The sequence below is a fragment of the Streptomyces sp. NPDC033270 genome, assembly GCF_055576575.1.
Window position 1 is genome coordinate 630,525 of the sequence record NZ_JBVIRA010000001.1, and the last position, 25,782, is coordinate 656,306.

22 protein-coding genes are annotated in these 25,782 nt (G+C 71.2%); 11 read left to right on the plus strand and 11 right to left on the minus strand.

Annotation, left to right across the window (positions count from 1 at the left end):
* The first annotated feature begins 65 nt into the window (after positions 1-65).
* The 4 genes from ACZ5XZ_RS02940 to ACZ5XZ_RS02955 all read left to right on the plus strand — a co-directional run bounded on the left by ACZ5XZ_RS02940 (position 66) and on the right by ACZ5XZ_RS02955 (position 4,478).
* Entirely contained in the window at positions 66-1,964 is a 1,899-nt protein-coding gene (locus tag ACZ5XZ_RS02940; RefSeq protein ID WP_468973945.1) for an ArnT family glycosyltransferase, read from the plus strand.
* Positions 1,965-2,399: 435 nt separating this feature from the next.
* Positions 2,400-2,876, plus strand: a complete 477-nt coding sequence (melC1, locus tag ACZ5XZ_RS02945; protein WP_468973947.1) for an apotyrosinase chaperone MelC1 — start codon at positions 2,400-2,402, stop codon at positions 2,874-2,876.
* 40 nt (positions 2,877-2,916) lie between these two features.
* Positions 2,917-3,735: a tyrosinase MelC2 gene (gene melC2, locus ACZ5XZ_RS02950; protein ID WP_468973949.1), complete on the plus strand. Its 819-nt coding sequence runs from the start codon at positions 2,917-2,919 to the stop codon at positions 3,733-3,735.
* Positions 3,736-4,058: 323 nt separating this feature from the next.
* On the plus strand, positions 4,059-4,478 hold the full coding sequence (locus tag ACZ5XZ_RS02955; RefSeq protein ID WP_468974172.1) for a TOBE domain-containing protein: 420 nt from the start codon (positions 4,059-4,061) through the stop codon (positions 4,476-4,478).
* A gap of 139 nt (positions 4,479-4,617) precedes the next feature.
* On the opposite strand, the gene ACZ5XZ_RS02960 is transcribed toward ACZ5XZ_RS02955, so the two are convergent.
* The 4 genes from ACZ5XZ_RS02960 to ACZ5XZ_RS02975 all read right to left on the minus strand — a co-directional run bounded on the left by ACZ5XZ_RS02960 (position 4,618) and on the right by ACZ5XZ_RS02975 (position 10,124).
* Complete coding sequence (locus ACZ5XZ_RS02960; protein WP_468973951.1) at positions 4,618-5,325, minus strand: M24 family metallopeptidase; 708 nt, start codon at positions 5,323-5,325, stop codon at positions 4,618-4,620.
* Positions 5,326-5,345: 20 nt separating this feature from the next.
* Positions 5,346-6,122 (minus strand): class I SAM-dependent methyltransferase, encoded by a 777-nt coding sequence (locus tag ACZ5XZ_RS02965; RefSeq protein WP_468973953.1) that lies wholly within the window; start codon positions 6,120-6,122, stop codon positions 5,346-5,348.
* Between the two features lie 367 nt (positions 6,123-6,489).
* Complete coding sequence (locus ACZ5XZ_RS02970) at positions 6,490-9,294, minus strand: molybdopterin-dependent oxidoreductase (protein ID WP_468973955.1); 2,805 nt, start codon at positions 9,292-9,294, stop codon at positions 6,490-6,492.
* Complete coding sequence (locus tag ACZ5XZ_RS02975) at positions 9,291-10,124, minus strand: FAD binding domain-containing protein (protein WP_468973957.1); 834 nt, start codon at positions 10,122-10,124, stop codon at positions 9,291-9,293. Before ACZ5XZ_RS02975 ends, ACZ5XZ_RS02970 begins: the two co-directional genes overlap by 4 nt.
* Before the next feature lie 228 nt (positions 10,125-10,352).
* On the opposite strand from ACZ5XZ_RS02975, the gene ACZ5XZ_RS02980 reads away from it, so the two are divergent.
* Complete coding sequence (locus ACZ5XZ_RS02980; RefSeq protein WP_468973959.1) at positions 10,353-11,873, plus strand: PucR family transcriptional regulator; 1,521 nt, start codon at positions 10,353-10,355, stop codon at positions 11,871-11,873.
* 13 nt (positions 11,874-11,886) lie between these two features.
* Here the strand turns inward: ACZ5XZ_RS02980 and ACZ5XZ_RS02985 are convergent, their stop codons facing one another.
* On the minus strand, positions 11,887-12,282 hold the full coding sequence (locus ACZ5XZ_RS02985; RefSeq protein WP_468973961.1) for a TOBE domain-containing protein: 396 nt from the start codon (positions 12,280-12,282) through the stop codon (positions 11,887-11,889).
* A gap of 143 nt (positions 12,283-12,425) precedes the next feature.
* Positions 12,426-12,713 carry an antibiotic biosynthesis monooxygenase family protein gene (locus ACZ5XZ_RS02990; RefSeq protein ID WP_468973963.1) on the minus strand — a complete coding sequence of 96 codons (288 nt, stop codon included), beginning with the start codon at positions 12,711-12,713 and terminating at the stop codon, positions 12,426-12,428.
* Between the two features lie 99 nt (positions 12,714-12,812).
* On the opposite strand from ACZ5XZ_RS02990, the gene ACZ5XZ_RS02995 reads away from it, so the two are divergent.
* A complete protein-coding gene (locus ACZ5XZ_RS02995) occupies positions 12,813-13,385 on the plus strand; it encodes a TetR/AcrR family transcriptional regulator (RefSeq protein WP_468973965.1) in 573 nt (190 codons plus the stop codon).
* A gap of 103 nt (positions 13,386-13,488) precedes the next feature.
* Here ACZ5XZ_RS02995 and ACZ5XZ_RS03000 read toward each other — a convergent pair whose 3' ends face one another.
* Together ACZ5XZ_RS03000 and ACZ5XZ_RS03005 are read right to left on the minus strand one after the other, a co-directional pair.
* Entirely contained in the window at positions 13,489-14,277 is a 789-nt protein-coding gene (locus ACZ5XZ_RS03000) for an ATP nucleotide 3'-pyrophosphokinase (protein ID WP_468973967.1), read from the minus strand.
* A gap of 190 nt (positions 14,278-14,467) precedes the next feature.
* Entirely contained in the window at positions 14,468-15,055 is a 588-nt protein-coding gene (locus ACZ5XZ_RS03005) for an SRPBCC domain-containing protein (RefSeq protein WP_468973969.1), read from the minus strand.
* A 19-nt stretch (positions 15,056-15,074) separates the two neighbouring features.
* Here ACZ5XZ_RS03005 and ACZ5XZ_RS03010 point away from each other — a divergent pair, with 19 nt between their 5' ends.
* The 3 genes from ACZ5XZ_RS03010 (at position 15,075) to ACZ5XZ_RS03020 (ending at position 18,139) form a co-directional block, all read left to right on the plus strand.
* Positions 15,075-15,299 (plus strand): winged helix-turn-helix transcriptional regulator, encoded by a 225-nt coding sequence (locus ACZ5XZ_RS03010; protein ID WP_468973971.1) that lies wholly within the window; start codon positions 15,075-15,077, stop codon positions 15,297-15,299.
* Between the two features lie 633 nt (positions 15,300-15,932).
* On the plus strand, positions 15,933-17,063 hold the full coding sequence (locus tag ACZ5XZ_RS03015; RefSeq protein WP_468973973.1) for an MFS transporter: 1,131 nt from the start codon (positions 15,933-15,935) through the stop codon (positions 17,061-17,063).
* A complete protein-coding gene (locus tag ACZ5XZ_RS03020) occupies positions 17,060-18,139 on the plus strand; it encodes a sugar ABC transporter permease (RefSeq protein WP_468973975.1) in 1,080 nt (359 codons plus the stop codon). Before ACZ5XZ_RS03015 ends, ACZ5XZ_RS03020 begins: the two co-directional genes overlap by 4 nt.
* Before the next feature lie 53 nt (positions 18,140-18,192).
* Here ACZ5XZ_RS03020 and ACZ5XZ_RS03025 read toward each other — a convergent pair whose 3' ends face one another.
* Positions 18,193-19,284 carry an acyl-CoA dehydrogenase family protein gene (locus ACZ5XZ_RS03025; RefSeq protein ID WP_468974173.1) on the minus strand — a complete coding sequence of 364 codons (1,092 nt, stop codon included), beginning with the start codon at positions 19,282-19,284 and terminating at the stop codon, positions 18,193-18,195.
* Positions 19,285-19,527: 243 nt separating this feature from the next.
* On the opposite strand from ACZ5XZ_RS03025, the gene ACZ5XZ_RS03030 reads away from it, so the two are divergent.
* Positions 19,528-21,312, plus strand: coding sequence for a CoA transferase (locus ACZ5XZ_RS03030; protein ID WP_468973977.1), 1,785 nt, complete (start codon positions 19,528-19,530; stop codon positions 21,310-21,312).
* Complete coding sequence (locus ACZ5XZ_RS03035; protein WP_468973979.1) at positions 21,309-23,027, plus strand: class I adenylate-forming enzyme family protein; 1,719 nt, start codon at positions 21,309-21,311, stop codon at positions 23,025-23,027. The genes ACZ5XZ_RS03030 and ACZ5XZ_RS03035 overlap by 4 nt, the downstream gene beginning before the upstream one ends.
* 88 nt (positions 23,028-23,115) lie before the next feature.
* On the opposite strand, the gene ACZ5XZ_RS03040 is transcribed toward ACZ5XZ_RS03035, so the two are convergent.
* Positions 23,116-24,618, minus strand: a complete 1,503-nt coding sequence (locus tag ACZ5XZ_RS03040; protein ID WP_468973981.1) for a PepSY-associated TM helix domain-containing protein — start codon at positions 24,616-24,618, stop codon at positions 23,116-23,118.
* 176 nt (positions 24,619-24,794) lie between these two features.
* A complete protein-coding gene (locus tag ACZ5XZ_RS03045) occupies positions 24,795-25,322 on the minus strand; it encodes a hypothetical protein (protein WP_468973983.1) in 528 nt (175 codons plus the stop codon).
* Positions 25,323-25,782: the final 460 nt, after the last annotated feature.

Consider the following 25,782-nt stretch of genomic DNA (forward strand, 5'->3'; position numbering starts at 1 on the left):
CCGCTGCCCGTGAAGCCCACGAACGATCCCCTGCCCCCGCCCGACGTCCCATGAGAGGCCCCGCCATGGCCACGACCGCCCTCGCCCGGGACCACGCCGGCCACCGCCGGCGCACCACCGGGTTCCGTCGACGCCTCATCACCGACTGGGAGTTGCCCGCCCTTCTGCTCATCCTGGCCACTGCCGCGGTGCTCTACGCCTGGGGCATCGACCGTGCCGGGGTGCACCCGTACTACAGCGCGGCAGTGCGGTCGATGGCGGCGAACTGGCACGCCTTCGTCTTCGGTGGGCTCGACCCGAGCGGCTCGATCACCGTGGACAAGATCCCCGGCGCGCTGTGGCCACAGGCCCTCTCCGTCAAGCTCCTCGGACCGTACAACTGGGCGGCGGTGCTGCCGCAGGTGCTGGAGGGCGTACTGGCCGTCTGGGTCCTGCACCGGATCGTCCGTGCCTGGGCCGGCCCACGGGCAGGGCTGCTCGCCGCGCTGGTACTCACGCTCACGCCGGTCACCGTCGCACTCGACCGGCACACCATCCCCGACACCCTGCTCGTCCTGCTGCTGGTCCTCGCAGCGGGATCACTGCAGAAGGCCGTCGCCACCGGGAGGCTGCTGCCGCTGCTCCTCTGCGGGACATGGGTGGGACTGGCCTTCCAGGCCAAGATGCTCCAGGCGTGGCTCGTCCTGCCGGTCTTCGCCGCGGTGTACCAGATGGCGGCGCCCGGCTCCCGGTGGCACCGGGCCTGGCGGCTGCTGCTCGCCGGAACCACCGCACTCGTCGTCTCCTGCTCCTGGCTGCTTGTGGTGTGGGCGACCCCCGCACCGAACCGTCCCTACATCGATGCCACCACCAACAACAACCCCTTCACCCTGGTCTTCGGCTACAACGGGCTGAGCCGCTTCGGCCACGACCCGAACGCGCTGGGCGCCGTCGCCGGCACCGCGGCCAGTCGCACCACCGACAACACCGGTTGGACCATGCTGGTCAACGAGGACGTGGGCCCGCAGATCGCCTGGCTCCTGCCGCTCGCCGTACTGGCCTTGGCGCTGGGGGTGTGGTGGCGCACCGGCCAGCCGCGCACCGACGGGCCGCGGGCGGGGTTCCTGCTCTGGGGAGGCTGGCTGGCGGTGCACGTCGTGGTCTTCAGCAACTCCAACGGCAACCACGGCTACTACACCGCCGTACTGGCCCCGGCCCTGGCCGCGCTGACCGGTGGCGGAGTCGCCTTCTTCTGGGCCGGGTACCGCACCGGTGGACGACGTCGAGCGGCGCTGCCCCTCGCAATCGGGGTCACGGCTCTGTGGGCTGTGGCAATCGAAGGCCGGCACAGCGCATTCGCCCCCTGGCTGCTGCCGGCGGTGCTGATGCTCGCTCTCTGCGGGGTCGTCGGCCTGTGCACCCGCGGACCACGCACGACGCGAAGGGCGGTGCACAGTGCCCTGGCAGCTTCCTTGGCGTCCATACTGCTCGCCCCGGCGGTCTGGGCCACCTCCTGCCTGGACCCGCGCTATGCCGGCTCACCGCTGTCGCCGCTCGCCGGACCGGTGGGACCCGACTACCGCGACAGCCACCACCATCGGCCCACATTCCGGCGATACCCCTTGAGCAAGCCGTCCGCTCGGGACGCCGCGCTGCTGAACTACCTTTCCGCGCACCGTTCCGGGGAGAAGTACCTGCTCGCCACCCAAGCCGCCTACGGCGCCGAGCCCCTGCTGCGCGCCACCCCCCAACCCACGCTGGTCATGGGCGGCTTCACCGGCCTGACCCCCTACCCGGCCGCGCGACAGCTCAGCGACCTGGTCTCCACCCACCGACTGCGCTACGCCCTGCTGACCACGCGCCGCCCGCCCACACCGGCATCCGCCTGGGTGAAGAGAAACTGCACCACCGTCTCCCCAAGCGCCTACGGCCGCACCTCGGACGGAAGCTTCACCCTCTACGACTGCGCTCGACGAGCCGACTGACAAGCGGTACATCACTAGGGCCTGACCCATCGGACACGACCTAGTTCTGCGGTGCACTCACCCACCTCGCCGGACCTCCCGGCTCCGAGCCCCCGGCTGCCGGAGTTGCTCCCCCAAGCCCCGTGCATTCACGCCGAGTTCCGGCCGCACAGGGGCCCACGGTCTTGACCGCGACAGTGAAGGATCTACGGCGAAGAGTGGCCCACATCGCGGAATATCCCGTTCCGCGGAGACGTGTGGCGGGGCCAGGAGCACGATCTCCGCCGTTGAATCCTGCACCTCCGCCCAGGTGTTGTCTCGTTCAGACGGTGCAACTTGATGATCCGTTCGTCCCTGCCAGCATGTGGCGGCGCGGGCCGACCTTCGGCGCGCCGGCTTCCACAACCCTCCGCGCCCTGTCCCGGAGGGGAAGCCGAACGAACAGAGGAGTGGAACATGTCGCGTCCCACCCGACGCCAGGTGCTGCACGGCAGCGCCGCGGCCCTGGCCGGAGCGGCGCTCACCGCACCGGCAGCCTTCGCCGACAGCCCTGCCGCCGTCCCCGCCGACGGCCAAGGACACGCGGCGGGAGCCGTGCGCTCCGCTGGCCACGAGATGCCGGAACCCTTCGACGAGATGTACCAGGGCCGCCACATAGAGGGCTGGCCGGCGGACGCAGAAGGCGCACGCCACGGAGGCCACCAGAGCGATGGAGGCCAGGCCGAGCACCACTCCGGCCAGGCCGACCCGCACGAGGGCATGGACTTCGTCGTCCGCATCGACAACGACGACCTGCATGTGATGCGCAACGCGGACGGTACCTGGATCAGCCTGGTGAACCACTACGAGACGTTCACCACGCCACGCGCCTTGGCGCGCGCCGCCGTCCGTGCACTCCAGGGCGCCGACCTGGTCCCCGTCGTCACCAGCTGAGGCCCGACCCTGACCATCCCCCCACCGAGGAGTCCTCGACATGGCAGTCCGGAAGAACCAGGCGGACCTCACCGCCACCGAGAAGCGGGACTTCGTCGACGCGGTGCTGGAGCTGAAGCGCACCGGCCGCTACGACGAGTTCATCAGCACCCACAACGCCTTCATCATCGGTGACACCGACAACGGAGAGCGGACCGGCCACCGGTCACCGTCATTCCTTCCCTGGCACCGCAGGTTCCTGCTCCAGTTCGAAGCAGCCCTCCAGAGCGTCACGCCGTCGGTCATGCTGCCCTACTGGGACTGGACCGTGGACCGCTCGCCCCGCAGCTCGCTGTGGGCCGACGACTTCCTCGGCGGTGACGGACGCAGCGGCGACGGCCGGGTGACGTCGGGCCCGTTCGCCTTCGGCAGCGGCAACTGGCCGATGAACATACGGGTCGACGGCCGGACGTTCCTGCGCCGCTCCCTGGGCACCGGGGTCCGCGAACTGCCGACCCGCGCCGAAGTCGACCGGGTGCTCGCCCTGAACATCTACGACACCGCCCCCTGGAACAGCTCCTCCGACGGCTTCCGCAACAACATCGAGGGCTGGCGCGGTCCCAACCTGCACAATCGCGTGCACGTCTGGGTCGGTGGCCAGATGACGACCGGAGCCTCGCCCAACGACCCGGTCTTCTGGCTGCACCACTGTTTCATCGACAAGCTCTGGGCCGACTGGCAGCGGAAGCACCCCAAGTCGGGCTATCTGCCGACCGGCGACACCCCCGACGTCGTCGACCTCCACGACACGATGAAGCCATGGAACGACGTCACCCCGGCGGACATGCTGGACCACACCAGGTTCTACACCTATGGATGACAGGTGCATGACCATCCCGCGTTGACCTCGCACCGGCGCTCGACGCGTTCTCGCACTCGCCGGTCGCGTTCCTGCTGACCTCGGTGTCGGACTCGTCGGTGGAGGTGGCGATGCTGCTGCGAGAGGCGTCGCCGCCACTGCCGACGAGGCCCGATTGATCAGCCATTTGGCCGGTGAACGCGAGAGGAGCGCTCCGAAGGTGATTTTTCACCGGTACTGTCGGCTATGACGCAGGTCACATCACAGACGTGCTGACGTGCTTGTTGTTTCCACGTGCTGACGTGCTTGCTGTTTCGATTCCGACTTTGTGAGGCGTGTCTTCGATGAGCCTGTCCATCCGTAACCAGATCCCCGGCACCGTCACCGCGGTCACTGCTGGTGAGGCCATGGCGTCGGTGAAGGTGCGCTTGGCCGGCGGGCAGGACATCACGGCCGCGATCACCACCGACGCCGTCAAGGACCTGGGGCTGGCCGAGGGATCCGCCGTCAAGGTGCTGGTGAAGTCCACCGAGGTCGCCCTTGCGACCGGCCCCGTCGAGGGCATCTCCATCCGCAACCAGCTGGCGGGCACGGTCACCGACGTCTCGACCGGTGGCGCCATGGGCTCGGTCAAGGTCTCCGTGGAGGGGGGCGAGTTGACCGCGGCGATCACCAAGGACGCCGTCGAGGCACTGGGCCTGGCCGCCGGGACCTCCGTCGTCGCGCTGATGAAGTCGACCGAGGTCTCCCTCGCCGCCGCCTGATCCTCCCCGCACCACGCCGAGGGCCGCGCACCGCACCGGGGCGCGGCCCTCGGTGTGGAAGGACCTTCACCTTGGGGTGGTTGGACCGACGGCGGCCCGGTGCCGCTGGTCCTGACGCCCCACTGGCGGCAGCCAAGCCTCACGCCAGGTCGAGGAGTTCCTTGTACGAGCCGCCGAAGCCCTGGTGTTCGTCGACCAAGTGGATCTCCAGGACCCAGTGGGCCTGCCACCCGCCCTCGTCGATGCGGCGGAGGGGCAGGTCGCTGTCCGGACCGATGTACGCATCGGCCCGGGCGTCATGGGCGTGCGCGGCCGGTGCCGCTCCGGCCAGGTGCCCGACATGCCATCCGGCCGGCGTCCAGCCCGCCTTGGCGGCCAGGGCCTGGACCTCGGCGTGCAGCTGTCGACCGGTCACGGCCCGGTCCGAGTGGAACGCCTCGCGGGCCATGGCGAACATCTTCGGCAGGTCCGCGCGGAGCCGGCGCTTGTCCGGGTCCTCGCCGAGGACGATCGTACGGGCGAAGCCCGTCTCGTACCCGGGGAGCACCGGGCCGAGATCGACGACCACGATGTCGTCCGCACCGATTTCCCGGTCCACCGGCGGCTCCTGCCCGTAGGGCAGCACGGAGTTCGGGCCCGAACGGACGACCCGCCAGGGCCGGCACGCGGCCGAACCGAACACCTCCCGCGCCAGCTCCCCGATCCGGTCGCCCGCCTCGCGCTCCCCACGACCTGGTGCGATCAGGCTGCGGGCGGTGACTTCGGCGAACAGGGTCTGCGCCATCCGCTGCGTCTCCACCAGCCCCAGGGCACGGAGCCGTTCGTCCATCCGGTCGGGTACCGCCATCGCGCTCTCCCTCTTCCTGATTACGGGGTCGCGCGCACGAAGACGAGCGATCCTTCGTACGTCGGCCGTATGCGCAGATGGCCGAATGCTTCGTCCCAGGCACCGGAGTCCAGGTCGTGGCGCAGGGTCTGGTCGAAGTGTTCGCGGACGCGGTCGTCGACGAAGCTCCAGGCCGAACACGCCTGGCGGGCGGCCGGGTCGAGCAGCAGCTCGGGGCGCCCGTAGTACGCCTCGTTGAATCCGTCGGTGCAGTCCAGCGGGATGGGCACGGTCCGGACGGTGCTGGTGCCCCCGAGCGCGGCGGCCAGTTCCTCGACGCTCGGGTAGCGGCGGGCCTCGGTGTCGAGTACCTCGGGTGCGTACCGGTACAGCCAGAAGTCCCGGACCACGGTGGGGTCGCAGGTCAGCATGACCACGGGTCCGCGGGTCACGCGCCGCATCTCGCGCAGACCGGCCTGTACGTCGGACCACTGGTGGACGCTGAACAGCGTCATGGCCGCGTCGAACTCGCCGTCGGCGAAGGGCAGCTCCTCGGCGACGGCGTCGATGGCCCGGGCGAGCTGCGCAGGCCGCCGGGCGCGCATAGACTCCGAGGGCTCGACGGCCGTCACCGTACGCGCCGCGCTCTCGTACGAGCCGGCGCCGGCGCCGACGTTGAGGACGGTCCGGGCGTCGCCCAGGGCCTCGGCGATGAACCGGGCGATCCGCTCGTCCGGCCGGCGGTAGGAGGAGTATCCGCAGCCGAGGGTGCCGTAGTCGACGTCGCCGGCGCTGCCGTCCTGGGTGCGTGTGGTCATGGGGGCCTACCTCGCCTCGTGAGCAGAAACAGGGGAACGGATCCCCGCACGCCGTCGGTTGTGCCGGTAGGAGCGCGGGGAATGGATGAGGGTGCTACGACCGGACTCCTCCGCGGCACGACACGATCCATCCTGCATCTGCGGCTGGGATTCGACAATCTCCTGGCAATTGCTTGGGTGTTTCCCCAAAAGCCGCCGCATTCGTGAAGAAGATGTTGGAGGTAGCGACGATGAACATCCGCAGGTCGGGGCCGCCGAGCCGGACCGGGCCGTTCGCCCGCCACCGGGGGAGGGGCTTCTATGAGCAACTCCTGGGCCTCGCCTGATTTCCGTTGGTGGCGTGGATGGTCGGGAGCATCTTCCAGGTTCAGCCACCCAACGCCGGACCCTCGGCGGCTGAGGCACGACTGTGGCGGTCGAGCGCGAGCCAGACACGGTCCCGGGTGACGGGCATTTCCGTGAACCGGATGCCGGTGGCGTCGCGCAGCGCGTTGGCGAAGGCCGGGGCGACAGGGTTGAAGGGGCTCTCGCTCATCGACTTGGCACCGAGCGGCCCGATGGCGTCCGTGGTCTCCATGAAGTGGACCTCGGTGCGCGGGATGTCGGCGTACTGGGGGAGGCGGTAGCGGCGGAACGCGGCGGTGGTGACCTCGCCGCGCTCGTCGATGCGGACGTTTTCGAAGAGGGTGGCGCCCAGTGCCTGGGCGACGCCGCCCTCGACCTGGCCGCGGCACTGCATCGGGTTCATGACCTTGCCCGCGTCTGCGGCGTGGACGCTGCGCAGGATGCGGATCTCCCCGGTGCCGGGGTCGACGGCTATGCGGAACCACTGGGCGTTGAAGGCGACCGAGCGCGGTGAGCCGCCCCAGTGGCCGTCCGCGGCCAGCTCTTCCGCGGCGCCCTTCGCGTGGGCGGCCTCGACGAGTTCCTTCAGGGGTACGACCCTGCCTGCGCAGTCGAAGGCCTCGGCGCCCAGTTTGCACAGGTGCCGGGCCACGCCCGTGTGCCGGGCCGCGAAGGTCTGCAGCCGCTCGGCCAGGGCGGTCGCCGCCAGGAGGACCGCCTTGCCCGCGACCACGGTGCCGGCCGAGCCGAAGGCGCCCGTGTCGTGGCGTACGACGTCGGTGTCGGACTGCCGGATCGCGATGCGGTCCTCCGTGGTGTTCAGGGCGCCGGCGGTGATCTGTTGGTGCACCGTGGTGGTGCCGTTGCCGAACTCCGCGGTGCCGACTGCGATGTCGTACGTGCCATCGGAGAGGAGGGAGACCCGGGCGTCGGCGTAGTGGCCGCCGGGTGGGCCCGTCGCGATCATCGCCAGGCCCGTGCCCTGTCCGACCAGCCAGCCTGCCGGGGCCTGTTCGGCGCTGGTGTCCTCGGTGATGGCCTTGCGGACGACCGACAGGCACTGGTCGAGGCCGTAGGAGGCGATGTGGAGGTCCTCCTCCTCGCCGATCGGGCTGAGCATGTGCTCGCCGGGGCCGATGATGTTCTTCTCGCGGAGGACCAGGGGGTCCATGTCCAGACGGCGGGCCAGTTCGTCCAGCACCGACTCGACCGCGAAGGTGACCTGGCCGAGGCCGTAGCCGCGGAAGGCGCCCGCCGGCACGCAGTTGGTGTACACGGAGAAGGCGTCGACCTTCTTGTGCGGGGCCCGGTAGACGGCCATCGATTCGCCCACGCTGTGGAACATCACCGCCGGGCCGTGGTTGCCGTATGCACCGGTGTTGGACACCACCCGGAAGTGGAAGGCGGTCAAGGTGCCGTCCTTGCGGGCGCCCATCTTGATGGTGATCGTGAACGGGTGGCGGGTGGTGGCCCCGTAGAACTGCTCGGCGCGGGTGTACTCCAGCTTCACCGGGCGGCGCAGTTTCAGGGCCGCCAGGGCCACGATGTCCTCGGTCAGCATCTCCTGCTTACCGCCGAAGCCGCCGCCGACCCGGCCCGCGACGACGCGGACCTCGTCCTCGGGCAGGTCGTACAGCGCGCAGAGCGCACGCCGGGTCAGGAACGGGGTCTGGGTGGAGGAGCGGACCGTCAGGCGCTCACCCGTGCCGTCCTCCTTGGGCTCGAAGTAGGCGACGCAGCCGTGGGTTTCGAGGCTGGCGTGCTGGACGCGCTGGGTGCGGAAGGTCTCCTCGTAGACGACGTCGGCCAGGCCGAAGCCCTCTTCGACGTCACCGATCTCATCGTGTACCTCGCCCGCGACGTTGTTCTCGGCGCGGGCGATGCGGGCCTTGGGGCCCTTGTCGCCGTGCAGTGCCGGCGCGCCCGGCAGCATCGCGGCTTCGGGGTCGGTGACGTACGGGAGCTCCTCGTACGTGACCTCGATGCGCCGGCAGCCTTCCTCGGCCGCCTGTTCGCTGTCGGCGACGACGGCGGCGACGCGCTGGCCGACGTAGCGGACGGTGCGGTCGAGGACCCGTGTGTCGTCGGGGTCCTCGGTGGGGTGTTCGTGGCGGGCGGAGGAGTACAGGCGCTCGGGGGCGTCCTCGTGGGTGAGGACGGCGTGCACGCCCGGCACCCGCAGGGCCGCGGAGGTGTCGATGGCGGTGATCCGGGCGTGTGGGCGCGGGGAGCGCAGCAGCTTCATGTGCAGCAGGCCCGGGACCGCGATGTCGAACGTGTAGCGGGCGGTGCCGGTGACGACCTGCGGGCCGGCCGGGGCGCCGAGGCTCTTCCCGACCGCCTTGCCCGCGCACGGCCGGTCGGTGTGCTTGACGCCGCGGACCGCGTCCTCGATCGCCCGGTACCCCGTACAGCGGCAGATGTTCCCCTTGAAGGCCCGGGGAAGGTCGTCGAGTTTGCCGTCGTCGTGGTCGGTGCCCTGCTCGGCTTCGAGGGCCGCGGTGGTCATCAGGAAGCCGGCGGTGCAGAAGCCGCACTGGAAGCCCTGGGCGTCGAGGAACTTCTGCTGGACGGGGTGGAGTTCCCCCTCCGGAGAGGCCAGGCCCTCGACGGTGGTGACGCTGCGGCCCTCGGCCCGTACCGCCGGATACAGACAGCTGTGCACGGGCTCGCCGTCCACGTGGACGGTGCAGGCTCCGCAGTCCCCGGCGTCGCAGCCCTTCTTCACTCCGAACCAGCCGCGCTCGCGCAGGTAGGTGCGCAGGCACTGGCCGGCGCGCGGTTCGTCGGCGAAGGGCCGGTCGTTGACCTCGATGTGGAAGCTCATCGCCTACCGTCCTGGGGGAGCTGGGTGAGTTCGCGCCGGATCTCCTCGGCGAGGCGGAATCCCATGTGTCGACGCCATTCGGGTAGGCCGTGGAGGTCGTCGAACCAGTCGTCGTCGCCGACGGCCGCCTCGATCGCGTCCCGCAGTTCCGCCTCGCCCGGAGGCAGCGGGAACCAGAGGCGGAAGGGCCGTACGGTCGCCGCGGTGAGGGTCACCGCGAGCGAGCCGTCCACGGGGTCGAGGGCGCCGATGACCAGCGCGCCGGAGCGGCCGAGCCCGTACAGCGACGCCTGGCGGAAGGCCGTACGGCAGCCCAGCGCCCGGGCCGGCAGGGTGACGGAGCGGAGCAGCTCGCCCTCGCGGAGGTCCTTGCGGCCCGCGCCGGTGATGAAGTCGGCGACGTCGACGCGACGCAGCGCACCGGTCTGCGACTGGAGCAGGCACTCCCCGTCGAGCGCGGCGGTCAGCGAGATCATCGGCCCGGCCGGCAGGCCGTTGCAGAGATTCCCCCCGACCGTCGCCATGTTCCAGATCTTGAAGGAGGCCAGGAAGGCCCTGCAGCACTGCTCGAACAGCGGCGCCGCCTCCGCACGGAGCGTCCGTCCGCAGCGAGAGAGCCGGGCGATCGTGCAGGTCGCCGCGATCTCCAGCGCCCCGTCCTCCTGGTACGTCACCGGGTCCCAGCCCATCCGGCTCAGATCCCGCAGGCGGCGCAGCTGCGGCTGCGGCTCGGAGAACAGATACGTCCCCCCGCCCAGCCATGCGTCACCCGGCCGCCAGGGCTCACGACGACGCGCGTCGAGCACGTCCAGCACCGTGTTCAGATCCATGTCTCCCCACGCCTTTCGGCCACTGCTTCCCCCTCAGTGAAGCCCTCGCGAGGACGGAAGACGACTGGTTGCGCACACGGAAAACCTCCATCGTTGACACCTGTGAACTGGATGATCAACCAAGAGGATTTCCGTGGAAAATCCTTGGCATTTACGATGGGATAACTCGCAACTGCCTAGTGAATGTGAGATCTGGGGTCGTCCCGCAGCCGCGCAAGGAGCCACCGTATGCACGTCGAAGACCTCCTCCAGCTCGACAGTCTCGACCTCGGTCTCGTCTGGGGCGATGGGCCCCTTCTCGGCCAAGAGATCAGCGGCGTCACCGCCACCGATCTGGAGGACCCGACCAGATTTCTGCAGCCGGGCGAGATCGTGCTGAGCGGACTCGTGTGGTGGACCCCGCACGATGGCCGCGCCAAGACCGATCGCTTTGTCTCCGCGCTGCGCGCCGTCGGCGTCGCCGCCCTCCTCGCCGGTGAGGAAACGCACGGCACGGTGCCCGAGGATCTCCTCGACTCCTGCCGTGAACACCGGATCGCACTGCTCGCCGTCCCCGCGCGGACCAGCTTCCGGGCCATCACCGAAGCGGTCTATCTCCGCCAGTGGGGAGACCTCAGCCGCCGCCCCGCGCCCCACTACGCGCTGCCGGAGAACGTACGCGTCGAACTCAGCCGGCTGCTCGAGCGCGGCGCGCCCCCGGCCGAACTGCTGGACCGGGCCTTCGCCCATCTCGGCACGCCGCCCTGCTACCTCCTCACCAGCAGCGGACGCACCGTCGCGCGCACCACGTCCGCTTCCCCCCTCCCCGCGCAACAGGCCGCGAAGAGCCTGCACGGCACTTCCGGCACCACGCTGCGCATCCAGGCCGACGGCACCCCGTACGACGCCTGGCACCTCCACCTACCGCAGGCGGTCGCGGCCCCGCCGCGGGTCCTGCACGAGATCGCCGAGATCATGGCTCATCTCCGCCACCATCTCGACCGTCGGCAGGCGGCGCGTCGGCAGGCGCACGAAGAGCTGATAGCCCTGACAGGCGCCGCTGCGCCGGACACGAACGCCGTGGACAACGCGTTGCGCGCCTGCGGCCTCACCACCCAAGGGCCCTACCGGGCGGTCGTCGCCACCATGGAGGCCGACGGGCACCCCGGGGCCGGCGCCGCGCTCGCGGAGGCGCTGAACCACCTCCCCTCCGTGGGCTTCGCCGTCGGACAGGGCGTGGACGGCGAAGCGATCGCCGTCGTCGACGCCGCCTGCGACGACGACCTCCAGACTCGGCTGAGCGAGGCGTGGTCGCTGCTGCACGCCTGCCGGCCGGACACCGCTCTGCACGCCGGCGTCAGCGCGCTCGTACCGACCCCGGCAGAGCTGGGAACGGCACTCGCCGAGGCGCGCTACGCACTGGCCGCGGCCCGGACCACGGCACCGCAGTCCGCCCACGTCACGGCCGTCGAGGACCTGTCGACCCTGGAGTCGCTGCTGGCGGGTGTCCCCGACCGTGTCAGAGAGGCCTACCGCACCAGGACCCTGGGTCCGCTGCTGCTCGGCTCACCGGCCTCGCACACCATGCTGCTGGAGACGCTCGAAGTCTTCCTGGCGCACAACTGTTCCTGGACCAGGACCGCCGAGGCTCTCCATCTGCACGTGAACACCGTCCACTACCGCATCCAGCGCATCGAGGCCCTCACCGGCCGCAACCTCTCCCGCCTCGACGACAAGCTCGACCTGCGCGCCGCGCTGCTCTGCCGCTGAACCGTCCGGCCGGTCAGTGGCGGTCGATGTGGACGTTGGTCGACTTCACCCTGGCCGTTACGGTGACGCCGACCGCGATGCCGAGTTCCTCGACGGCCTCCCGGGTGACCAACGAGACCAGCCGATGCGGACCGGACTGCACTTCCACCTGTGCGGCCACATCGTCGACGTGCACGGCGGTGACGACCCCGGCGAACGAGTTGCGCACGGAGGTGGATACCGCGTCCGGTACCGGATGCATTCCCGCGGCCCGCTTCTTGGCGAAGGCGGACAGGCTCACCCCGTCGATCGCCCGGTTCCCCGACCCGTCCCGGTCCATGCGCAGCCGTCCGCCGTCCGCCCACCGACGGACGGTCTCCGAACTCACGCCCAGCAGCCCTGCTGCCTGCCCGATGCTGTACGACGGCACCCTCGCACTCTAGGGCTTTCCGACCCTGACTCATCGGACAGGCACTAGCCTGCTCCGGCGGCAACTCCCGCCAGAATCTTCGGCGTCACAGCCACTTGCGCCAAAGTCCCTATCCCAACGGGGAGTTGACCCCGCCGAGATCGTCAGCGCGACATGAGGAAGTGGACCTCGCGGGGCCTGACCTCCAGGTCGCTCAAGCCGTCGGGTGTCGCGCCCATCTCGCGGCCGACGTCGGCCGCCGCCCGGAACGCCTCCTCGGACTCGAACGTGCCGGTGGTGACGACGGCCTCGCCGTCCGGCGTGACCCAGACTCCGACGGACAGAAAGCCCGGCTGCCGCCGCGCCGCCTCGGCGACCTTGTGGCACTCGCCGACGAACTCCTCGACGTGCTCGGCGGCCGGGTAGTGGAAGGCAACGAAACCGAATGACATGACGTGTCCCTTCTCGGGTTATACGATGCCGTACAAGGCGAGACTAGACCTGTTATACGAGGCCGTACAACGGGTCGGACCGGGTGAGGTGGGCCACACATGGGCGCATTGCGCACACCGCGCGAGAAGTGGGTCGAGGAGGGGCTGCGGGCGCTGGCCGCAGGCGGAGTGGACGCGGTGCGGGTCGAGGCGCTCGCCAAGGCGCTGGGGGTCACCAAGGGGGGCTTCTACGGCTACTTCGCCGACCGCGACGCACTGCTGACCGAGATGCTGGACGCCTGGGAGCGCGAGAGCGTGGACGACGTGGTGGACCGGGTCGAGCGGGAAGGTGGCGACGCACGGGACAAGGTCCGCCTGGCCGGACAGCTCACCTTCTCCAGCGACCGCCTGCTCCCCATCGACCTGGCCATCCGCGAGTGGGCCCGCCGCGACCACGCCGTCGCCGACCGCCTGCGCCGCGTGGACAACAGGCGTATGCAGCTGGCCCGCGACGCCATCGGCACCTTCTGCACCGACCCCGACGAGGTCGAGGCCCGTGCCCTGCTCGCCTTCTGCACGGCCATCGGCAGCCACTTCCTCGCCGCCGACCACCCCGGCCGCACCCGCACCCCGGTCATCGCCCGCGCCGCCGACATCATCCTCGACGTCCCACAGGGCAACCCTGGCGCGTGATCCCTTCCCGGCCCCTGGCAACCGCCGAAGTCGCTGGGGTGCTCATGACGTGCCGGCTAAGTGGAGGCCGTCCTTCTGCGAGGCCCTGGGCCGGGCGTGCGGATCAACGACGAGCGACGGTGGCAGGTACGCGGGGCGCGGTCAGACGGTCGGCGCCGGGCGGGACGGGGACCATTGCGAAGATCGCGTCCTGCTGTTCCTGGAGTTCCTTGGCGCGCTCGGGTGTGGTGGTGGGCAGCCGCTGCTCCTCGTACAGCTTGTGCGTCTCCTCCTGTGCCCACTTGCTCGTCGGCGTGTGGAACTGGACCTCGAACGGATGTCCGGAACGCGGTGCGCGCCAGCCGGTGTTGAGCCCCTTGTAGCCCTTCGCGCTGGTCCAGCGGTTCGTCCACTTGGAGCTGTCGTTCCCCCAGGCCGCGAGGGTGTGTGAGGCGATGGTGACCCCGACGCTGTAGCGGTGGTCGGGCCACTGCAGGGTGTAGCGCACCGAGTCGCTGATCCTCGCCAGGGCCTCGCCGACGTTCTGGTCCGGGTTCTCCTTCATCGAGGTGGCGACCTTGCGCTTGAGCGAATCCGGGGACTTCAGGCGGCGGTCGAAGCCGATGACCTCGGCGTCGCTGAGTGCGGCGGCCGCCCGCACCTGCGGGCTGATGGACCGCTCCGCCTTCTTGGCCTGCTCCAGATAGGCGTCCACACGCGCGTTGTCCGCCGGGCTCAGCGACAGCCCGCCCTCACCCTGCCAACCTCCGTCCTCGGTGGCCGACCGGGCGCTGGGGTGGACCGTGTCGTCCCGCGCTGACGTGGCCTGCGCCCCGTTGGCCAGGCCCAGTCCCACAATGGCGCTCAGGGCCAGCGCGGTGACGGCCCGGGACACCTTGGCTGTGATCCTCATCGTCTGCGGCGTTCCTTCCTAGACACGGCACCCATACGACTGCCACGTGATCCGGAAGGGATCCTGGCTTTTCCGGGGCGGAGTTATGCCTCGCCCGACGCAGAGTGTCCTGATTGCGCCGTTATTCACCCCAGCTGGTGGAGGAGCTTGGCCCGGCGCGACGCTCTGTCCCCGGCTTGCGTCTCAGGCGTCAACCTCTCCTGTGCGGACGGGCACCGGCTTGCCCCGTGGTCGTCAGAGCCGCCGCGAGTCCGTTCAACCGCAGGCGGGTGGCGCCCCGCAGGTGGGGGAAGTCGTGGTCGGGCTCCGCGGAAGGGGTGAGGAAGGCCGCCTGCTCGGTCCACCTCAGGTGCGTACCGTCGCCCTCCGGGTGCAGCTCAATGGTCACCAGTGAGGTCCAGCGCGGCACGTCGTCCACGCGGGACGTGTACGCGTACACGATCCTCGATCCCGACGTGATGTCGAGGTAGCGAGAGGCATACGCGAGCCGTTCCGGCGGTGCGTCTGGAACCATGAAGACACTGGACGCCGTCTCGCCGCCGGTCACGGCGAAGTCGTGGCGGTACGACACCTGGCGGCCCGGCAGTTTGAACCACCGGCGCCGGCCCGGAGTGTCGGCAAAGGCCTCGAACACCGCGCTCTGAGGCGCGGTCAGGTGGACTTCGACCGTGAAGGTGTCGTGCCGGACCCCTGGGGCCGCGCGGCCGGCCTGCTTGTCAGCGGCTGCGGATTCGGATGCGTCTGCGGTACTGGTTCCGACGGCGGCGTTGGTGGCCATCTTTTCCTCACTTGGCATCGTGGGGGAGCGGGCGAGCCAGACGCTCCGCTCGCTGACCCGCGACGGACTGATCACGCGGACGGCCTACGCCGAAGTACCGCCTCGCGTCGAATACGCGCTCACCCCACTGGGACGCTCGCTCAGCGACACCGTCACGCACGTGGTGCGTTGGGTGCAGGACCACCAGATCGAGATCGTCCGCAATCGTGAGGTGTTCGACGGAACCGGTTCCGCGGCGCCGTGAAGCGACGGAACAACACCGCCGCGCCGTCCGCTCGCGGTGGCACGCCTCGGCGCGGCGGCTCGCACTCCCGCCAGGCCAGGCGTCGTGTATCCCCCTTGAGCAAGAATCAGGGGGTGGAGACCCCCTGCAGGTTGAACAGGGATCAGGGGACTAGGGGGTAAGAGCGGCTCGCTCGCGCGGCGCCGCGGGGGGTTGGTAGCCACCGCGCCTCTGGGTGCCTGCGACGGCCGCCGAGAGATTCGAACTGTCCACATGCTCCGCCAGATTCAGCAGCGTCCAGTCGCCGCAGTGCTCGACCTGCGCGGCTAGGACAGACCCGTCAGCGGGTACGACAAGAAGGCCATGACCGGCCAGACGACGCCGCAGCCCGTACCGCACGGCACCATCGAACTCGAACTCGAACTCGAACTTGGGCTTGGCGAGTTGGTGTGACGCACGCCATATGGCCTGTGGGGAACTCCCGTGCCGCCTCGGCCGACTGCTGACGTGACGCGAAGAACCTTCGGCGAAGAGCATCCGGCGAAGGGCATCCGACCGCGGGGAACGGAGACGCCGTTGAGTGGAGAACGGGTGGTTGCGGGGGTGCCGGCAGCGGGAACGAAGGCAGGGCTGACGGCGCTGCTCACGTGTGCCATGTCCTTCTCGATGCTGCAGCTCTTCCTACTTGGTGCGCTCGGCCCGCGTCTGGTGGACGAACTGGGTATATCCGCCACGGTGTTGGGCCTGACGACGACGATCGGTTTCGGCACGGCGGCTGCGCTGTCCCCGTCGAGTGGTCGGATCGTGGATCGGATCGGGCCGCGGCGTGCGCTCGTTGCGCTGTTGCTCGTATCGGCCGTGGCGCTCGGGCTGATCGGTGCGGCGCCCGGTGCCGGGTTTCTGCTCGCGGCGGTCGCCGTGGGCGGACTGCCCCAGGCGCTGGCCAATCCGGCGACCAACAAGACGATTCTGGCCGCTGTGCCGCCCGCCGCACGGGGCTCGGTGACCGGGATGAAGCAGTCGGGTGTGCAGCTGGGTGCGTTCGCGGCCGGGCTGCCACTGGCGGCGCTGGCCGCAGGTGTCGGCTGGCGGTGGGCCGTGTGGACGGCAGCGGCCGCGGCCGTGGTGGCCGCCCTCTGTGCTCTGCGTACGCTGCCTGCCGATCCTCCGGCGAAGGGGGCGGGGGCGCGCTCGTCACTGGTGCCGCGCGGAGCCATCGCCTGGCTGGCGGCGTTCTCCCTGCTGCTGGGCTGCGGAATCGCCTCCGTCAACACCTACTTGGCGCTGTTCGGGGCTCGGGAGCTCGGAATGGGGCCCACTGCCGCCGGGGCTCTCGTGGCGGTGCTGGGTGTGGCGGGCATCGTCGGCCGCGTGGGCTGGTCGAAGGCGGCCACTCCGGGCCGCGCCGAACGGCTTCCGGGATGGCTCGCGGTTGGAGCTGTCGGAGCAGCATTGTTGCTGGCGGGCGCGCTGCTCGTGCATCCGCTGGCCTGGCCGGCGGCCGTGGCGGTGGGGGTGTTCGCCGTGTCCGGGAACGCCGTCTCCATGGTGCTGGTCATGCAGCGCGCCGCCCCGGGCCGGGCCGGTCAGGACTCGGCGCTCGTCTCGGCCGGGTTCTTCGCCGGCTTCGCCGTGGGCCCGCCGGTCTTCGGCGTGCTCGCGGAAGCCGGCCACTACGGGCCCGGCTGGCTGCTGGTCGCAGGGGAGTTCGCGGCGGCCGGCACGGTGGGGTTCGTGTGGGCGCGGCGTGAGCGTCGGCAGCGTACGGCGGCGAGTGCGGCATGACGTCCGGAGACTGGGCCGAACGCGCGCTGTCGGATGTGCTCGACCGGGTCGCCGGAACCGCGGCCGAAGTCGGCGACCGTTTCCCGCTGTTCGCCGATCCGGAGAGCGGTCGGTGGACGACGACCCGGCGCGGTGCGTGGACCGGTGGGTTCTGGGCCGGACTGCTGTGGCTGCGGGCCAGGCGCACCGGCAGGCGAGCCGACCGGGCCGCGGCCGCCGCGTGTACCGGGCGACTGGCGGAGTGGGTGACTGCCGACACCGCAACTCGTGGGCTGATGCTCTGGTACGGGACCGCCTTGGCCGACGGTGACACCGATGCCGCCGCCTTGCGTAGCCGTGCCGCACGGGCCTGCCTGACCTCGCTGGACCCCGAACTCGGCCTGGTGCCCTGGGGATCGGCGTTCGGCGGGCCGCGGCTGCTGACCAGAGCGGACGGTGTGCCCGGCATGGTGCCGCTGCTCGCCGAAGCGGGATCGGAAGGTGTCGAGGCGGCCGCCTCCCACCTGTGTCGAAATCTCGAACTCTGCGTGGGTGAAGGGGTGTTCGTCCCTGCTTGGCACTTCGACGCGGGCGGTGGCTGGCGGCCGTGCGAGGATCCGCCGTCCGGCTGGACCCGTGGACGTGCGTGGCTGCTGCTCGCCGTGGCTGATGCGCTGCATCGCGGCGACGTCGCCGCGGCGTGGGCACCGGCCCGCTGGGAGGCCGTGACGGCGCAGCTGGCCGACCCACAGGCGGAGGCCTCCGGGCGCCTGGTCCCGCCGGCCGATGCCACACGGCCCGACGGTCCGTCGGACACCTCGGCCGCCGCCATCACAGCGGTCGCGCTGCTGAAGCTCGCATGCCTCCCGGGCCCGCGGGTGGCCGAGTACTCCGCCCGCGCCGTCGCGACCCTGCATCGTCTCGTCACCTCGCACGTCACCGCGCCCGGGCAGACCCGTCCGGCCGGCATGCTGCTGGACGGCTGCTACGACGCCGTACGGGGAACCGCCCCACGACACGAACTGGTGTGGGGCGATTTCTTCCTCGCGCTCGGGCTTGCCGCGCACACCGGACTGGTCGACATTCGGCATGTATAGCCCCGGCCTTGTGCCGAGCGCGCCGCCCCGGGCCGAGGGAGCGTTCTGGAGAGCTACGCCGGGTAGTCGCGCAGGACCCGGCGTGCGACGGACGTGATGTGCAGCTCGTCCGGGCCGTCGAGGATCCGGGCGGTGCGGCCGGTACGGAAGAGCGCGGGCAGCGGGGTGTCGGGACCGAGGCCGGCCGCACCGTGGACCTGAATGGCCGCGTCCGCGACCTGTTGGAGCATGCGGGCAGCGGCCACTTTGGCCAGGCCCACTTCGGTGTGTGCGTCGACACCGGAGGCGATGCGGCCCACCGCTTCGTGGACCAACGGTCGGGTGGTGCGCAGGGCGAGCAGCGACTCGAAGACGTGCTGCTGCACCAGTTGGTGGCTCGCGAGCGGACCGCGGCTGCCCGTACGGGAGTTGGCCCGTGCGCACATCAGGTCGAAGGCCCGCTGCGCCTGCCCGAGCCAGCGCAGACAGCGCAGGGTGCGGCCCAGTTGGAGCCGTTCGCGGGCGATGGTGAGGGCTTGGCCACGCTCGCCGAGCAGGTGGTCGTCCGGGACGGTGACCTGGTCCAGTGCGATCTCCCACTGCCCGCCGGCGCCGAGCACGGGAAGTTCGCGGACGAGGCGGAAGCCGGGGGAGTCGGTGGGGACAAGGAGGAGGGAGAGCCCGTCGCGATCGGAGGTGTCTCCGTCGGTGCGGGCGAGGACGGTGACGAGATCGGCTTCGGCGGCACTGGAGGTGAACCATTTGCGGCCGATGAGGGTCCAACTTCCGTCCTTCTCCCGGACGGCGCGGGTGCCGGTCATGAAGGGGTCGGTGCCCGGGACATCGGGTTCGGTCATCGCGTAGCAGGTGCGGAGCTCCCCGGAGACCAGCCGCCTGAGGTAGTGGTCACGTATCCGTGTGCTGCCGTGGCGTTGCAGCATCGTGACGTCGAGCAGGGGAGCGGAGCCCAGTGCGGCCGGGCCGTGGTCGCTCGCTCCCTCGGCCTCGGCCAGCCGTGCGTACCGCCGCAGGGGAAGGCCCTGGCCACCCAGCTCGACGGGCAACGGCATGGCCCACAGACCGCTCTCCTTGGCCTGGCTGCGCAGCTCGCGCAGGGCAGCCGCGGCCGCGGGGCCCCCGCCGTCCAGTACGGGCTCGCACGGCATCACCCTCCGACGTACGAAATCCGTCACCCGCTCCGTCAACTCGGCGGTGCCGAGCCCCTCTTCACCAGGACCGGCCACGACGTGACCACGCCTCTCCACCACTTTTCTCCAGTCTGCCGGGAACCCGTGCGGATGACAGTCCGACTGTCTGTTCGTGGAACTGGTCGGATGCGCGCGCTCTCGGGTTCCCGCGTTCCGCACATTCCCATGCGCCGGCCGCCGCCGTGCCAGGAGAGGAGAGGCATGACGTCACCAGCCAGCACGCAGACGGTCCGACCACTCGACGGGCTGCAGCTCGCCACCTCGGGGCCGCCGGAACCGACCGGCCTCGTCACCCGGCATCTGCGTCTTCTGGGAACTCGTGCGGAGCGGGAGCCCGCGGCGCGGGCAGACGCCGGGACCGCACGGATCACCGTCGGCGGCTGCGGCTTCTCCCCCCAAGAAGCCCAGATGAGGTGGGCGGCTCCCGGAAGCGGGATCATCGACGAGGCCACCGTGCAGGCAGCCACGGGCATGATGTCCGTGCACGGCCGACGCGACGGCGAACCACGTGGCCTGGCCGTCGACTACGCCGCCACCGCGACCGCCGTACTCACCGTGCAGGGACTCCTCGCCGGGCTGCTGTGGCAGGCACGTGGCGGGGCGACGGCGCAGGTGTCCACGAGCGCCGACCGAGCCGGACTGCTGGCGGTCTCCCAGTACCTTGCCGCGGCCGGAGCCGACGAGGGCGAGGTGTCCGAACTCGCCGCGGGCGGCCCGCCGTTCACCGCGGCCGGGGGAACGCTCTTCGAGCTGGAGACGCTGGACCCGGGTGCCTGGGCCGCCTTCTGGCGGGTCCTGGACGCACCGCCCGAAGCCATCCGCGCCGGTTGGCGGCCGTTCCAGTTCCGGTACGCCACCGCCTGCGCCCCGCTCCCGCCGGCGCTGCACGCGACCACGCTCGCCCACAGCTGGCAGCGCATCCGCCAGGCGGCGTCGATGTCCGGCGCCGAGGTCTGCCGGCTGCGCACCCTCGCCGAACGCACAACCGAACATGACGGCGCCGCCCCGTGGACCGTCGTGTCCCACGGATCGGGACATCGGGTCACGGGACCTCCGGCAGCCGTGGCACGGCCGCTGGCGGGGCTGACCGTGCTGGAGGCAGGCCGCCGGATCCAGGCCCCGCTCGCCGCCCACCTGCTGGGACTGCTCGGTGCGGAGGTGATCCGCATCGAGCCGCCGGGCGGTGATCCGTTGCGTGGGATGCCGCCCACCTCTTCGGGCGTCTCCGCCCGCTGGCTCGCGCTGAACCGGGGCAAGAAGGCCGAGGAGGTGGACATCAAGGCGGAGTCCGACCGCCGCCGGCTGCGGGAGATGGCGGCCCAGGCCGATGTCTTCCTGCACAACTGGGCGCCGGGCAAGGCCGCCCAGCTCGGCCTCGACGCGGACGACCTGGCCGCGGTCAACCCCGGACTCGTCTACGCCTACACCAGCGGCTGGGCCGGCCGTCTCCCGCACGCCCCGATGGGGACGGACTTCATGGTGCAGGCCCGCACCGGAGTCGGCGAAGCCGCCCGCCCGGCGGACGAGTCGCCCGCCCCCTCGCTGATGACGCTGCTCGACGTCCTGGGCGGACTCCTCGGCACCGAGGCCCTGCTCGCCGGACTGCTGCTGCGCGAACGCACCGGCCGGGGCGTGCGTGTGGACTCCTCCCTGCTGGGTGCCGCCGATCTCCTCACCGCCCCCGCGCTGCGTCGGGCCGCCGAGGGAGGCAACGCACGACGGCCGGGCGGATTCCGCCGCCCCATGCGCACCGCGGACGGCTGGATCGCCCCCGCCGACGCCTGCGCGGCTGCCGTCCGTGCCCACGACCTGAGCGAGCTGCCCACCGACGAGGCTCTGACGCGGCTGGGCGAGCACGGCCTGACCGCGACGGCCGTCACCACGGACCTGGCCGACCTTCACCGCGATCCGCGCTTCGCCGGCTGTGCGATCAGCCGGGACACACACGGTGCCTTCGCCGTTCCCGACCCTTGGAGCTTCGCATGACCGTCGCCCTGCACGACCTGCTGCCCGTCGATCTCCGCCGCTCCTGGGTGATCGACGGCACCTGCCCCGACCTCGACCTCTACAGCCTCTTCCGGGCCCGCCAGATCGCGGACCTGCACCGCACCGCCGTCCTGGACGCCAAGGGAAAGCTCTGCTACACCGCGCTCGACCGGAAAGTGCGATGTCTGGCCACCGGACTCAGCAGCCTCGGCATACGCCCGGGAGACGTGGTCGGTGTCCAACTGCCCAATGGCCGCACCGCCGTCATCGCCGATCTCGCCCTCGCCGCGCTCGGCGCCGTCGCGCTGCCCTTCCCGGTCGGCCGCGGAAGCCTGGAAGCCGAGCACCTGCTCCGCCGTGCCGAGGCCGTCGCCGTCATCGCGGCCGTCGAGCACCGCGGCAACCACCACGCCGCCGACCTGCAGGCCCTGGCCCCGGTCCTGCCCGCACTCCGCCATGTCATCGCGGCTGGACGACCCGGCGGCGCCCCACAGGGGACGACTGCCCTCTCGGAGCTGCTGCGCTCCGACCCGACCGCGTTCGTCCCCGCCAGACCGCACCCGGACAGCGCGGCCCGCATCCTCGTCTCCTCCGGTTCCGAAGCCGAGCCGAAGATGGTCGCCTACTCCCACAACGCGATGGCCGGCGGCCGCGGCAACTTCCTGGCCTCGCTCATGCCCGACCAGACCCCGCCGCGCTGCCTGTTCCTGGTGCCGCTCGCCTCGGCCTTCGGCTCCAGCGGAACCGCCGTCACCCTCGCCCGGCACGGCGGAACGCTCATCCTGCTCGACCACTTCACCCCCGAGGCCGCACTCGCCGCCATACGGGAGCACGAACCCACGCACGTCCTGGGCGTGCCCACGATGGTGCGCATGATGCTCGACCGGCTCGACACCTCGGGCGAGAAACTGCCCGCCCCCACGGCACTCGTCCTCGGCGGCGCGGCCCTGGACGCGACCACTGCCGCGCACGCCGCCCGCGCATTCGGCTGTCCGGTCGTCAACCTCTACGGATCGGCCGACGGGGTCAACTGCCACACGGCGCTGGACGACGACACGCCCACCGCGGACGGCCAGGGCGTGGTCGCCGGCCGCCCCGACCCCCGCGTCGCCGACATCCGTATCGCCGATCCCGAGACCCACGCGCCGCTGCCGGACGGAGCGATCGGAGAGATCATCGCGCGTGGCCCGATGACCCCCATGTGCTACGTCGCCTCCCCGGAGCTCGACGCCCGCTACCGCACCCCCGACGGCTGGGTGCGAACCGGTGACCTCGGATTCCTCGACGGCGAGGGCACTTTGCACATCGTGGGACGCCTCAAGGACATCGTCATCCGCGGCGGCGCCAACATCAGCCCCGCGGAGGTCGAGCGGGAACTGGCCGCCCACCCCCTCGTCCGCGACGTGGTGTGCGTCGGAGTGCCGGACGCGGTGATGGGCGAGCGGCTCGCGGCCTGCGTTGTGTCCCGTACCACCGATGCCGCGGGTCCCGGCGACCCCCTGACTCTCGACTCCCTGTGCGCGCACCTCACGCAACGGGGACTGGAGCAGCGCAAGCACCCCGAGCGTCTCCTGGTCGTCGCGGAGATTCCGCTGACCCCGGCGGGCAAACCCGACCGGGCGGGGCTGCGCCGGCGACTGGCCGGAAGCCTGCCGCCGGACCTGCCGACCGCTGTGCACCCGGCCCCCGCGTCTCCGCTCGCTCCTACGGGCTGACGCTCGGCCCGTAGGGCGGGCCGTCTCGCCCGACCGCCGACGAGCAGCGGGGGGGCAGGCACGTGCGAGGCGTGCCTGCCCCCGCGCGTCAGGCTGCCCGGCTCCGCCGGACGAGACCGGTCGCCACGTCCAGGACGAGGAACCCGGCCAGGGTGACGCCCAGGACGGGCAGCGCCCAGCCGAGCGCGACGACCGCCGGTACGCCCAGGACGAGCACGGGCAGCGGCAGCCTGCGCCACACCCCGCGGGCCGGGGCCCTGCCGAGTACCGCCCTGCGGTCGTCGCGGGTCGGGCGGCGCTGCCACCACATGCGGTAGCCCCAGATGGTCACGGCGGCCAGTCCGAGCGCGACCAGGGCCAGCACGATCTGGTTGGCGATCCCGAACAGCACCCCCATGTGTCCCTGCACACCGAGCTTGCTGAGCTTGGCCAGGAACGGATAGTCCGCCCACCGGCTGCGGGAGGTGACCTCGCCCTTCTCCGCGTCCACGGCGACCTGGTCGTAGTGCACCGGCCACTCGTTGTCCTTCTGCGCCACGGTCCACGCGCCAGCGCCGTCGGCGGGAGGCGTCACTTCCACCTTGCCGCCCAGCCCGGCGTCCCGGGCGACCGCCAGCGCGGCGTCGAAGCCGGCCGGATCCGCCGAGGCCGTGCCATGGCCGGCGCCGTGCCCCGCGTGCTCCCCGCCCCCGTCTCCCGCGGACGGCGTCGCGCCGGGAAGCGCGGTGTCCAGCTCCGGAGCATGGCCCTTGACCGCGTCCAGCAGCTGCCCGAACCGCTCACCCGCATACTTCGACCAGGTCAGACCAGTGGCGCTGAGGAAAAGAAGCCCCAGAGCCAGCCACACACCGGTGGCCGCGTGCCAGCTGCGGGTGCGGCGCACGCCCCGGGCAGAACGGTCCGGCAGCAGCACACCGCGTACGGACTTGGCGCGCTGTCCCCGGCTGCGTCCTAGCCAGAGCACCAGGCCGCCCACGACGATCACCCACAGCCAGCTCGCGGCGACCTCCGCGTAGAGGCGGCCGGCTTCGCCCAGGTGCAGATCGCGGTGGAGTTCGTCGAGCCAGGTGGTGAGCGGGGTCGCGCCCCATGACGTGGTCAGCTCACCCTGCACCCCGGCGGTGTACGGGTCGACGAACACGGTCCGCTGCTTCTCACCGAGCTCCGGCACCGACAGCACCACCCGCGTGGTGTCCTCCGGGCCGGGCGGGGTGACGACGGAGGCCAGGCTGCCCTCCGGGTGGGCGTCCCGCGCGGCGGCTATCTGGTCGGCGAGCAGACGCGGCTTGTCGCCCACCTGCTCGACGCGCAGCCGGTCGCCGTAGACCAGCTGGTCGAGCTGCGGAGTGAAGGTGTAGGCCAGCCCGGTCAGGGCGGCCACCAGCAGGAAGGGGGCGACGAACACGCCGGCGTAGAAGTGCAGCCGGACGAGCAGAGCCCGCACGCCCTGCCAGGAGCGGCCGGGCCGGCACTCCTCCGGCGTGGGGGTGGCCTCGGGTTCGGCGACGGCGACGGTGACCGCGACCTCGGGCGACTGGGCGTCGATCCGACCGTGGTCGCTTTGTGGTGGTTCTTCGATTCTGGAAGACATGCACGTTCCTCAGAGGGCGGCATCCGCCGGACGGGCCGGAGGCGCCGCGAAACCGTGAAGGGGAATCCGCCGGGGGCGGTGTGGACGACACGAGTGCCCCGGTCCGACTCCGCCCCAGCGCATGCCTCATCGGCGCCGCTGCACGGGCGGCGCGAGAGAACGGCGGGAGGGGCCCGTCAGACCGGGACCGCTGAGGGCGGGCCCCGCCGGGGCCGGGAACGTGCGAGCAGTACGCCGAACCGGGGATGCTCCGACGGCGGGAGCGCCGGCCGAAGGCGTGGGGTGAAGGGGAGGACCGGGGGAGCGCGGAAGCAGACGTCCGGCACCACCAGGGCCGCCAGACGTCGCAGTACCCGCTCTCCGTAGACGACGCACAGCGCGGTCCCGAGCGTGGCGACCGCGTGGGCCAGGGGCATGGCCGGGGACAGAGAATGTCCGCCACCGCCTCCCGCCATGTCCGCCGGCACCATGCCGCCCATGCGCGGGCCGGACATGCTCTCGTCCATGCTCCCGGACATGCGGTGCGCCGCGTGCCCGACGGACATGGTGGGGCCACCCTCGCGCATCGACAGGTGATGGAGCGCGAGGTGGAGGGCGAACTGCGTCCCGCCCAGCGTCAGCGTCGTCACATCGAAGCGGCGCCGCCGCCCACCGAAGAGCACCGTGCCCTGCACGGTCAGAACGGCGAAAAGAACACCCAGCACACCCCCGCCGGGCAACCGGCCACCGGCTGCGACATGGCTCGCAGCGCCCAGCAACAGGCACGCGAAAGCGCAGAGCAGACCCCTTCCGGTCCGCCTGGCCCCTCGTCCCGGTCTGCGCACCGGCACAACCTATCCAGCATGTACACGCGGACGATCAGGTGCATGTACAGCGCAGCGAGTCGAACGAGCGGAGGCGACCATCCATGGCGGGAAGTCATCTCGGCGCTCCGTAGCGGCCGTTGCGCGCGCAGCACGTACGCCGGCGGCCACGTACAGGGGTGGGGCCGTCGGTCCCCGTGAGGGGAATCACACGGGGCGCCGGCGGGCCAAACCGGTCAGAGTTCCCATACGGTGCCGGTCACCCGGGAAGACACCCTTAGGGCCTGTCCGATGGGTCATGGCCGGGTCCGCGGCGTCTGGCACGGCACCTCGCGGCGTTGCCGAAACGTCCCGATAGCTC

Excerpts from the sequence above, each read along its gene's own strand:
- ACZ5XZ_RS03030 (WP_468973977.1), top strand. The coding sequence starts at position 19,528 with ATGACGTCACCAGCCAGCACGCAGACGGTCCGACCACTCGACGGGCTG.
- ACZ5XZ_RS02995 (WP_468973965.1), top strand. The coding sequence starts at position 12,813 with ATGGGCGCATTGCGCACACCGCGCGAGAAGTGGGTCGAGGAGGGGCTG.
- ACZ5XZ_RS03015 (WP_468973973.1), top strand. The coding sequence starts at position 15,933 with ATGTCCTTCTCGATGCTGCAGCTCTTCCTACTTGGTGCGCTCGGCCCG.
- ACZ5XZ_RS03025 (WP_468974173.1), bottom strand. The coding sequence starts at position 19,284 with ATGCCGTGCGAGCCCGTACTGGACGGCGGGGGCCCCGCGGCCGCGGCT.
- ACZ5XZ_RS03000 (WP_468973967.1), bottom strand. The coding sequence starts at position 14,277 with ATGAGGATCACAGCCAAGGTGTCCCGGGCCGTCACCGCGCTGGCCCTG.
- ACZ5XZ_RS02960 (WP_468973951.1), bottom strand. The coding sequence starts at position 5,325 with ATGGCGGTACCCGACCGGATGGACGAACGGCTCCGTGCCCTGGGGCTG.
- ACZ5XZ_RS02955 (WP_468974172.1), top strand. The coding sequence starts at position 4,059 with ATGAGCCTGTCCATCCGTAACCAGATCCCCGGCACCGTCACCGCGGTC.
- ACZ5XZ_RS02940 (WP_468973945.1), top strand. The coding sequence starts at position 66 with ATGGCCACGACCGCCCTCGCCCGGGACCACGCCGGCCACCGCCGGCGC.
- ACZ5XZ_RS03005 (WP_468973969.1), bottom strand. The coding sequence starts at position 15,055 with ATGGCCACCAACGCCGCCGTCGGAACCAGTACCGCAGACGCATCCGAA.
- ACZ5XZ_RS03020 (WP_468973975.1), top strand. The coding sequence starts at position 17,060 with ATGACGTCCGGAGACTGGGCCGAACGCGCGCTGTCGGATGTGCTCGAC.
- ACZ5XZ_RS02975 (WP_468973957.1), bottom strand. The coding sequence starts at position 10,124 with ATGGATCTGAACACGGTGCTGGACGTGCTCGACGCGCGTCGTCGTGAG.
- ACZ5XZ_RS03040 (WP_468973981.1), bottom strand. The coding sequence starts at position 24,618 with ATGTCTTCCAGAATCGAAGAACCACCACAAAGCGACCACGGTCGGATC.
- ACZ5XZ_RS02970 (WP_468973955.1), bottom strand. The coding sequence starts at position 9,294 with ATGAGCTTCCACATCGAGGTCAACGACCGGCCCTTCGCCGACGAACCG.
- melC2 (WP_468973949.1), top strand. The coding sequence starts at position 2,917 with ATGGCAGTCCGGAAGAACCAGGCGGACCTCACCGCCACCGAGAAGCGG.
- ACZ5XZ_RS03035 (WP_468973979.1), top strand. The coding sequence starts at position 21,309 with ATGACCGTCGCCCTGCACGACCTGCTGCCCGTCGATCTCCGCCGCTCC.
- ACZ5XZ_RS02965 (WP_468973953.1), bottom strand. The coding sequence starts at position 6,122 with ATGACCACACGCACCCAGGACGGCAGCGCCGGCGACGTCGACTACGGC.
- ACZ5XZ_RS02990 (WP_468973963.1), bottom strand. The coding sequence starts at position 12,713 with ATGTCATTCGGTTTCGTTGCCTTCCACTACCCGGCCGCCGAGCACGTC.
- ACZ5XZ_RS02980 (WP_468973959.1), top strand. The coding sequence starts at position 10,353 with ATGCACGTCGAAGACCTCCTCCAGCTCGACAGTCTCGACCTCGGTCTC.
- melC1 (WP_468973947.1), top strand. The coding sequence starts at position 2,400 with ATGTCGCGTCCCACCCGACGCCAGGTGCTGCACGGCAGCGCCGCGGCC.